The sequence below is a fragment of the bacterium genome (assembly GCA_030655055.1).
Lineage (GTDB): Bacteria > Edwardsbacteria > AC1 > AC1 > EtOH8 > UBA5202.
This window is the reverse complement of sequence record JAURWH010000037.1, coordinates 1-8,667: the sequence shown is the minus strand read 5'-3', so window position 1 is coordinate 8,667 and position 8,667 is coordinate 1. Positions and strand designations below refer to the sequence as shown.

General features: G+C 54.6%; 10 protein-coding genes. All 10 read left to right on the top strand.

Annotated elements, in window-relative coordinates; translation table 11 throughout:
- On the top strand, positions 1–320 hold a 320-nt coding region (locus Q7U71_01660; GenBank protein ID MDO9390459.1), incomplete at its 5' end, for a T9SS type A sorting domain-containing protein.
- 20 nt (positions 321–340) lie between these two features.
- Positions 341–1,312, top strand: coding sequence for an NADH-quinone oxidoreductase subunit H (locus tag Q7U71_01655; GenBank protein MDO9390458.1), 972 nt, complete (start codon positions 341–343; stop codon positions 1,310–1,312).
- Positions 1,309–1,689: a 4Fe-4S binding protein gene (locus Q7U71_01650; GenBank protein ID MDO9390457.1), complete on the top strand. Its 381-nt coding sequence runs from the start codon at positions 1,309–1,311 to the stop codon at positions 1,687–1,689. The genes Q7U71_01655 and Q7U71_01650 overlap by 4 nt, the downstream gene beginning before the upstream one ends.
- Before the next feature lie 268 nt (positions 1,690–1,957).
- The gene (locus tag Q7U71_01645; GenBank protein MDO9390456.1) at positions 1,958–2,461 is read left to right on the top strand and encodes a hydrogenase 3 maturation endopeptidase HyCI; all 504 of its coding nucleotides are present in this window, start codon (positions 1,958–1,960) and stop codon (positions 2,459–2,461) included.
- A gap of 6 nt (positions 2,462–2,467) precedes the next feature.
- Positions 2,468–3,907, top strand: coding sequence for a glycosyltransferase family 39 protein (locus Q7U71_01640; protein MDO9390455.1), 1,440 nt, complete (start codon positions 2,468–2,470; stop codon positions 3,905–3,907).
- 69 nt (positions 3,908–3,976) lie between these two features.
- A complete protein-coding gene (locus tag Q7U71_01635) occupies positions 3,977–4,156 on the top strand; it encodes a Trm112 family protein (GenBank protein ID MDO9390454.1) in 180 nt (59 codons plus the stop codon).
- A gap of 207 nt (positions 4,157–4,363) precedes the next feature.
- Positions 4,364–5,632 carry a UDP-N-acetylglucosamine 1-carboxyvinyltransferase gene (murA, locus tag Q7U71_01630; protein MDO9390453.1) on the top strand — a complete coding sequence of 423 codons (1,269 nt, stop codon included), beginning with the start codon at positions 4,364–4,366 and terminating at the stop codon, positions 5,630–5,632.
- 88 nt (positions 5,633–5,720) lie between these two features.
- A complete protein-coding gene (locus Q7U71_01625) occupies positions 5,721–6,674 on the top strand; it encodes an aminopeptidase (protein ID MDO9390452.1) in 954 nt (317 codons plus the stop codon).
- Between the two features lie 3 nt (positions 6,675–6,677).
- Entirely contained in the window at positions 6,678–8,471 is a 1,794-nt protein-coding gene (locus tag Q7U71_01620; protein ID MDO9390451.1) for a BamA/TamA family outer membrane protein, read from the top strand.
- Positions 8,471–8,667 (top strand): hypothetical protein (locus Q7U71_01615; GenBank protein MDO9390450.1); only part of this gene is annotated, 197 nt, incomplete at its 3' end. The genes Q7U71_01620 and Q7U71_01615, both read left to right, overlap by 1 nt.

Below are 8,667 nucleotides of genomic sequence, written 5' to 3'. Positions count from 1 at the left end.
GGTATGCTGAAACTCATACTTTTGATATACTTAAGAGTTCCGCTTTGCCCGGAAATATTAATGAAGCATCTGTGCAATGCTTCCCGAATCCATTCAACAGCAAAGTAAACATTAAGTTTACTTTGAATAATAATAGTGCTGTATCTTTTAAGATATATAATTTATTAGGTCAAGAAGTAAATACCTTGGTTAACAAATATTTAGAAAAAGGTGTATATAACTTAAAATGGGATGCAAGTAAAATTGCAAAAGGTATTTATTATTATCAATATCGTGTTAATGGGAATACTACAACAGGGAAACTTGTATCAATAAAATAGATCTAAAATAAAGAGGTTTCATGGACATCTTAAAAGTATTCCTTTATATCCTGGTCTATCCCGGCCTGCTGTTCCTGTTCGTCTATTCCACCTTCGTGGAATGGGTGGACCGGAAGCTGTACGCCAAGTTCCAGAACCGGATGGGGCCGATGCATACCGGCAGCCACGGCCTGCTGCAGCCCATCGCCGATTTCGTCAAACTGATGGCCAAGGAAGACATCGTGCCCGAGTCGGCCGACAAGGGGCTGTTCAACGCGGTGCCGGTCTTTGCCCTGGCTGCGGTGCTGACCTCGGGCCTGCTGCTTCCGGTCTGGCACTTTACCAAGGGGATCGAGTCGGCTACCTCGTTCCAGGGCGACATCATAGTGATGGCGTATCTGCTGGCGCTGCCCACCTTTGCCTATTTCCTGGCGGGGTGGACCTCCACCAGCATGTACGCGGCCATCGGCGGTGTCAGGGTGCTGACCCTGCTTTTCGCCTACGAGGTCCCGATGTTCCTGGCCATCCTGTCACCGGCCGTCATGGCCGGCAGCTGGCGGCTGGCCGACATAGCGGCCTACTTTCAGGCCCATCCCCTGTACATGCTGTTCAACCTGATCGGCTTCGGGGTCGGGGTGATAGCCCTGCAGGCCAAGCTGGAACGGGTGCCGTTCGACATCCCCCACGCCGAGACCGAGGTGGTGGGCGGGGCCTTTACCGAATATTCCGGCCGCAAGCTGGCCATGTTCCGCCTGCTGGCCGATGTCCAGATGGTGGTGGGGGCCGGTTTCCTGTCCGCCCTGTTCCTGGGCGGTTTCCCGGGCGGACTGATCCCCGGGTTCATCTGGTTCGTCATCAAGACATTGGTCATCGTTTTCATCCTTTCGGCCATGAGGGCGGTCACCGCCAGGATCAGGATAGACCAGATGGTAGCCTTCAGCTGGCAGTATCTGGCCCCGCTGGCCCTGCTGCAATTAGTCATCGTCATCTTTATTAAAGGGTATATGCCATGAGTTTAAAATTAGGAGCCATGCTGCCCGAGGTGATGAAGCACCTCTTTAAAAAAGTGGCCACCATTCCCTATCCCTTCCAGAAACTCTCCGTTCCCAAAGGCTTCCGGGGCCATCCGGTGATGGACCCCAAGCTGTGCATCGGCTGCCAGATGTGCGTCAAGGATTGCCCTTCCGAAGCTTTGGAGATCCACAAGGAATCGGAGACCACCGACGACCAGGGCAAGGTTTCCAAGAAGTTCTCCATGACCTTTTACCTGGACCGCTGCTCCCACTGTGCCCAGTGCGAGGAGATCTGTCCCAAGAAGGCCATTCACCTGAATTCCGAGTTCGAGGACGGGGCCTTTGACCGGGGGGCGCTCAAGATAATCTACAAGTAACGCCGGGGATCGGCGCTAGCGCGCTGGGGGCTCATAATTAATGTATTTAACGGATGGCCGGGCACAATGATTGTCCGGCCATTTTGCACAAGGGCCCAATATCCTCCATAGTACCTTTACCACAGAAACACGGAAATCTCAAAAGAGGAATCACAGTTACTATTTGCCTGATGGGTTTTCCCGTGTTTTCAGCAATTCTGTGGTTCAGTGGCAAGTCCCGTCTCAAAGTTAATGATAAAGCAAAAAGTGAATATGTGAGGAACAATATATGGAAGAATGGCAGTTAAAACTTACCGAACATCTGGCCGGGGCCAGGAACATAGCGGTGTTGGGCATCGGCAACGAGATGATGGGGGACGATGCGGCCGGAGCGCTGCTGGCCCGGGAGCTGCGCCATAAATTCAAAAATCAAATATCAAAAATAAAAATTGAGGTATTTGAGACCAGCACCACTCCGGAGAATTTCACCGGGGCCATTCGCAAGCTTCAGCCGGACCTGGTGGTGATGGTGGATGCGGCCGACATGAACCTGGGACCGGGAGCGGTGGCCTTTTTGGACACCACGCAGATGCATACCATGATGCATTCCACCCATACTCTGCCGCTTTCGTTCCTGGCCGGTTACCTGGAGCAGATGGGCACGGCCAAGGTGATAGCCCTGGGGATCCAGGCCGGGCACATCAAGCTGGACCAGCCCATGACCCGGGAAGTGGCCGGATCGGTCAAGCTGATAGTCAAAACCTTTACCGATGTTCTGTGCGGGAGCAAATAGATATTAATGGCCGGTATTCTCAATAATATCTGGAAAGAACGCGGTCAGATGGTGATGTTCTGGCTGGTGCTGGGCCTGGCCGCCTGGCTGCGTTTCCTGGGTATCGGCAGCAAAAGCCTTTGGTACGACGAGGCCTGGAGCGTGGCCCTGGCGGCGGTCGATCTGAAAACCGCGGTGATACTGGTCAAAGGCCAGATCTACCCGCCGTTGTATCAGATCCTACTGCACTTCTGGCTGTTATTGTTCGGAACCTCCGAGACGGCCGCCCGCTCGCTGTCGGCAGTCTTTGGTATAGCCTCGGTGGCGGCCCTTTACAATCTAACCGTCAGAATATCCGGCCGCCGCACCGCCCTGGTGGCGGCCCTGATCCTTGCGGTCTCGCCCTTTCACGTGGAATATTCCCAGGAGGCCAGGGGCTATTCATTATTGGTCCTTCTGTCGCTGCTTTCTTTCGACCTGTTGCTGGTGTGGCTGGATGAACATAAATGGATGACCGGAACGGCTTATGCTGCCTTCACCGCGCTGTGCCTCTATACTCATCCCTATGGGTTTTTGATCCCGTTGTCCCAGAGCCTGATCTGGATATTCCACCTGATAGAAGAAAAAAAACATCCGGGGAAAGAACTGTTATGGTGGCTGGGCCTGGGGTCGGCCATAGCCCTGCTGTTTCTTCCGGTCCTGCCGGTATTCCTGCGGGCGGCGGGGGAGGTCAGCCGGAATTTCTGGATCCGGCGTCCGGACTATTGGGATATCTGGAATACGTTGAAATATTTTCTGGGACAAAGCCTGTGGAGCCTGGTATCGCTTGGTTTGACGGTGCTGCTGGGGCTGCTGTCGATGTTGATCTACGAGGGGGAGCACCGGTTCCGGGCCAAGATCTATCTGGCCTGGTGGTGGCTCCCGATCCTGGCGGCCTTTGCCTTTTCTTCGCTGGCCTTCTCGGTCTACCAGATCAAATACCTGATCTTCGCCTCCATTCCCCTGTACCTGCTGGCGGCCGAGGGCATCGCCAAGCTGGAGCACCGGACGGCCAGGATAATAATGGTCCTGCTGATAGCAGCCTCTTCGGTGCAGCCCCTGCTGGCTTATTACCAGAAACCAAAGATAGAGGAATGGCGGGGAACCGTCAATTATATCAAGTCCAGGCAAGCACCCAAGGACATGGTGCTGATCTATCAGGAGAATGATTACGATGACATGTCGCTGGCCCTGTCCTATTATTATGCGCCCGATTCATCCAAAGTAACGGAAGTGGAGGGGGTGGATGACATCAAGGCCCTCAAGCGGTCCAGGGCCGGACTTTGGTTGATAGTTACCCATGTACAAAATCCGGATTCGGTTGAACTGATCAAGGGCCAGCTGGCCCGAAAATACAGTTTGATTGAGGAACAGGAATTTGCGGGCATCTCTTTATTACGGTATATTCCCCGGAAGCGGATCAAATGATAAATATTATTGACTTGTAACTGTCTTATTAGTATAATTTTAGATTAACCGCTAAAAAACGGAGGTCATATGCTGGATCCCAAATTACTGGAAATACTGGCCTGCCCCAAATGCAAGGGCGAGCTGGAATACCGGCCCAAGGAACAAAAGCTTTTATGTTGGAGCTGCAAGCTGGGCTACAATATCAAGGACGACATTCCGATCATGTTGATCGACGAGGCCGAACCGCTGACCGGGAGCAAGAAATAGGGCGAAGCACGCAGGCCCGCTGGAGATGTAAGGCCTGATTGCAAGGCAACGTTGGAAATGTCCGGCAGGGGGTTGTAATGACGTTTGAATGTTCAAACGTTGCCGGGCAAGTTATATGACTTCTCGAACATCGCCGGGCAGTATGTTCTGGCATCTCAATCATTGCCTGACCACCTGCTTAACCCCTTAATCGAGCACAAGGACAAGATGGATAAGTTTGTAATAGACGGCGGACGCGAGCTCAAGGGAACCGTCAAAGTATCCGGGGCCAAGAACGCCACCCTGCCGGCTTTGGCGGCCGCGCTGCTGGCCTGCGGAAAAACGGTGCTGACCAATGTGCCCAACGTGATGGATGTCCGGACCATGCGGAGGTTGCTGTTGCGGCTGGGGGCCAAGGTGGAATTCTCGGGCGGGACCATGGAGATAGATGTTCCCCAAAAGCTGAAGTGCGAAGCCGAGTACGAGATCGTAAAGCAGATGAGGGCTTCGTACTATGTGCTGGGGCCACTTTTGGCCAGGTTCGGCAAGGCCCGGGTCTCGCTGCCCGGCGGCTGCGCCATCGGGGCCAGGCCGATGGACCTTCATCTGAAGGGGATGGAGGCCCTGGGGGCCAAGATCGACATAGTGCACGGCTACGTTCAGGCCCAGGCGCCAAAGCTCAAGGGCGCCAAGTTCCAGCTGGCCGGAAGCCACGGGGTCTCGGTAGGAGCCACCATCAACGTGATGATGGCCGCCGTGCTGGCCCAGGGCCGGACCGTGATCGAGTCGGCGGCCTGCGAACCGGAGGTGGTCTCCACCGCCGAGATGCTCAACTGCATGGGGGCTGAGATCATTGGGGCAGGCACTCCGGTGATCACCATCGAAGGCGTTGAGGAACTGCATCCCTGCCAGTTCAGGATGATCCCCGACCGGATCGAGGCCGGCTCGCTGATGGCCGCCGCCGCCATCACCGGGGGATGCGTGACCATCGAGGATTGCCGTCCCGACCACCTGACTGCGGTGATCGAGACCTTGAGAAAGGCCGGGGTCAAGATAGCCCAGGGCGATGAAATGGTGACGGTGGAGGCCCGGCGCCGTCTGAAACCGATGGAAATACTGGTAGCCCCCTATCCCGGCTTCCCCACCGACATGCAGCCCCAGGTAATGGCCCTGACCACGGTTTGTTCCGGCCTCTCGACCGTTACCGAGACCATCTTCGAGAACCGTTTCATGCATGTTCCGGAATTGCAGCGGCTGGGTGCCGACATCAAGATAGAAGGCAACACCGCCATAGTCAGGGGCGTGCCCAAACTGACCGCAGCCCCGGTGATGGGCTCCGACCTGCGGGCTTCGGCGGCATTGGTGATAGCGGCCCTGGCGGCCGAGGGCCGGACCGAGATCAACCGGATATACCATCTGGACCGGGGTTATGAGAACTGGGAGAGGAAGCTGAAGAAACTGGGGGCCAAGATCAGAAGGGTACATGTTCCGATGTGATCAATTTATTTCATTTAGCCCAGGCATTAATGCCTGGGCTAAATGAACAGATAAATATTACTGAAAAATAATATAAAAACAGGTCGCAATGAAAAATCTCGAAAGATCTATCAAAATAGCCCTGACCGATTGTCTGGGTGTGAAACCGCAGGAGACCGTGCTGATCGTCACCGACGATCAAATGATAGAAACAGCCGGCCTTTTTTACCAGCAAGCCCAGGGTTATGCCCGTGAGGTCGCTTTGGCCTGCATGCCCCCAAGGCAGAACAACGGCCAGGAGCCGCCGAAAGCCATTGCCAGGATGATGCAGGAGTCGGATGTGATCTTCATGCTGACATCAAAATCATTATCGCACACCCAGGCCCGGCGCCAGGCTTCAGACAAAGGGGCCCGGATAGCCAGCATGCCGGGGGCGACCAGGGATATGATCGTCAGGACCCTATGTGCCGATCATCAGGCCATTAAAAGGGTCGGGGAAAAGCTCTCCCGGATCGTCAGCCGGGCCAGCCAGGTCCGGATCACCACCAAGGCAGGAACCGATCTGATATTTTCCATCAAGGGCCGCCAGGCCCACCCCGATCACGGGATCATCCATTCCCAGGGCGGTTTTACCAACCTGCCGGCCGGCGAGGTCTACACGGCCCCGGTGGAGGGCAGCGCCAACGGTCTGCTGGTGATCGACGGCTCCATAGCGGATCTCTGGCCCATTCAAAAACCCATCAGGATAGCCGTTGCCAATGGTTTTGCGGCGGGGGTGGAAAATGGCCGGCAGGCTGAAGAGTTGTGGAATACCATATCGGCCCACGGCCAGAACGGCCTGAACGTGGCTGAGTTCGGTATCGGGATCAATCCCCGGGCCAGAATAACCGGGAACGTGCTGGAGGATGAAAAGGTCCTAGGCACCATCCACATCGCCTTTGGCGATAACTCCGGGTTCGGCGGCAGGGTCAAGGTTCCCAGCCACCAGGATGGGATAGTGAAAAGCCCCGATGTCTGGCTGGACGGGAAACAACTGATGAAAAACGGAAAACTTTTGATCTAAAAAGTGCGTATAATAAGATTTAACATAATCATACTGGCTGCCTGCTTAGCGCTGTCTGGCTGCGCCAAAAAGGCGCAGACCGGGCTTAAGGAACCGGTGGAAGAGACCGGCCCCCGGCTTAAACTGGGCCAGGTCACTTTTACCGGCAACACCATTTTTTCCCAGGGCCAGCTGACCGGCAAGATGACCAGCCAGCGGGGTCAGCGATTCGACGATTTTACCTTTCAACAGGACCGCCGCAAGATCATCTACATGTACCAGAAGAAGGGCTATCTGGAGGCCAAGTTCGAGAACACGACCATGAAGGTTAACCAAGAGACCCAGGAGCTGGACTACATCCTGGCCATAAACGAGGGACAGCTCTCGGCCATCGGCCAGATCCAGTTTCAGGGAAATGAGCTGTACTCCGATTCCGTGCTGTTGTCCCTGTTAAAGGTCAAGGGCGGAGATGCCCTGAATCTGGCGGCTGTCAAACAAACCTCTTCTGGCATTGTCGCCCTCTACGCTGAAAAAGGGTACCTTTACGCCTCGGTCAAGGACACCATCATTAAAACTGAGGATGCCCACGTATCCAACATCGTCTACCGTATAAACGAGGGCAGTCCGGTCTACATCGGGCTGATCCGGATATCCGGCAATAAAGGAGTATCCCAAAAGGTCATCAAACGGGAAATGAACCTTGCTTCAGGCAGCCTGCTGATGCCTTCCCGGGTCTATCACAACCAGCAGAGGGTATATGCCCTGGGGCTGTTCACCGAGGTCCGGTTCGAGATGGAAGGCCTGGCGGATAAATCAGATACCGTCAATCTGCTGCTCTTTGTCAAAGAGGATAATAACAACTGGTACGGTTTCAACTTCGGTTACCAGCAGCCGGACCGGTTGCAGCTGGGGCTGGAATGGGGAAGCGATAATATTTTCGGCAACCTGCAGAAGATCACATTAAAGACAGATATCGGGTACGGTCTGCAAAATAAGGACGGCCTGCATCCCTATACCAACAACTATTTCTTGGATTATCTGGAACCGTATTTCTTGTCGCTTCCTTTGAGGGCCAGCGGCAGCATCTATTATAAAAAACAAAGGGATGAGGCCTCCTATTGGTCCCCTTTAAGCAGGCTGGGCGGCGAAGCCAAGGTGGGAAAATCCCTGACCAGGTTAATTCAGGTCTATCTGGGCTATAAATATGAGTTTTTGGAAGAGACGAACAACACCACCAGCGATGTTTTTGTAAGCACCACGGCCGATAAACGTGACGACATCTTCAACCCCACCCGGGGTTATAACCTCAGCGCCAGGCTGGACCAGGCCGGGTCGGTGCTGGGAGGCTCCAACGATTACCGCAAGAGCACCGGAGAGGCTGCCTTTTTCCATCATCTGGGACGCAGCTTCATCCTGGCCTGGCACGCCAAGGCCTCTGGGATCTATACCTTCAACCGGGTGGGTCCGGTGCCCATCCAGGAAAGGCTGAAATTGGGCGGGGCCATGAATCTGAGGGGTTATTCCCAGGATGAAATCTCCGCCGATACCTTCAGCACAGTCAACATGCTGGTCAACGGCAACCTGGAACTGAGGATCCCGGTCTATAAGATGCTCGGGGCCTGCCTTTTTGTCGACGCCGGAAACGTCTGGGCCGATTTTGAATCGGTGAAATGGAAACACTACCACGGCGGCACGGGTCTGGGCTTCAGGTTCTATACCCCGATCGGCCCGGTCCGGCTGGACTATGCCGTCAAGACCGAGGGCAAGATGGAAGTCAACGGCGGACTGATATACATCAACCTGGGGCACGCCTTCTGATGCCGCATAAGACCAGAAAAATAATCATTATTGCATCTGCCACCGCGATCCTGCTGATCCTTTTTGGCACAGCTCTTTATTTGAACAGCCGGCCATTCAAGGATAAGCTTAAAATCAAGGCCGATGTTACCCTGTCCGAGGTTCTGGGACGGGAGTTCACCATAGACAGCGCCAGCGTCCAGCTGCCGATGAACAT

Excerpts from the sequence above, each read along its gene's own strand:
- Q7U71_01655 (MDO9390458.1), top strand. The coding sequence starts at position 341 with ATGGACATCTTAAAAGTATTCCTTTATATCCTGGTCTATCCCGGCCTG.
- Q7U71_01650 (MDO9390457.1), top strand. The coding sequence starts at position 1,309 with ATGAGTTTAAAATTAGGAGCCATGCTGCCCGAGGTGATGAAGCACCTC.
- Q7U71_01645 (MDO9390456.1), top strand. The coding sequence starts at position 1,958 with ATGGAAGAATGGCAGTTAAAACTTACCGAACATCTGGCCGGGGCCAGG.
- Q7U71_01640 (MDO9390455.1), top strand. The coding sequence starts at position 2,468 with ATGGCCGGTATTCTCAATAATATCTGGAAAGAACGCGGTCAGATGGTG.
- Q7U71_01635 (MDO9390454.1), top strand. The coding sequence starts at position 3,977 with ATGCTGGATCCCAAATTACTGGAAATACTGGCCTGCCCCAAATGCAAG.
- murA (MDO9390453.1), top strand. The coding sequence starts at position 4,364 with ATGGATAAGTTTGTAATAGACGGCGGACGCGAGCTCAAGGGAACCGTC.
- Q7U71_01625 (MDO9390452.1), top strand. The coding sequence starts at position 5,721 with ATGAAAAATCTCGAAAGATCTATCAAAATAGCCCTGACCGATTGTCTG.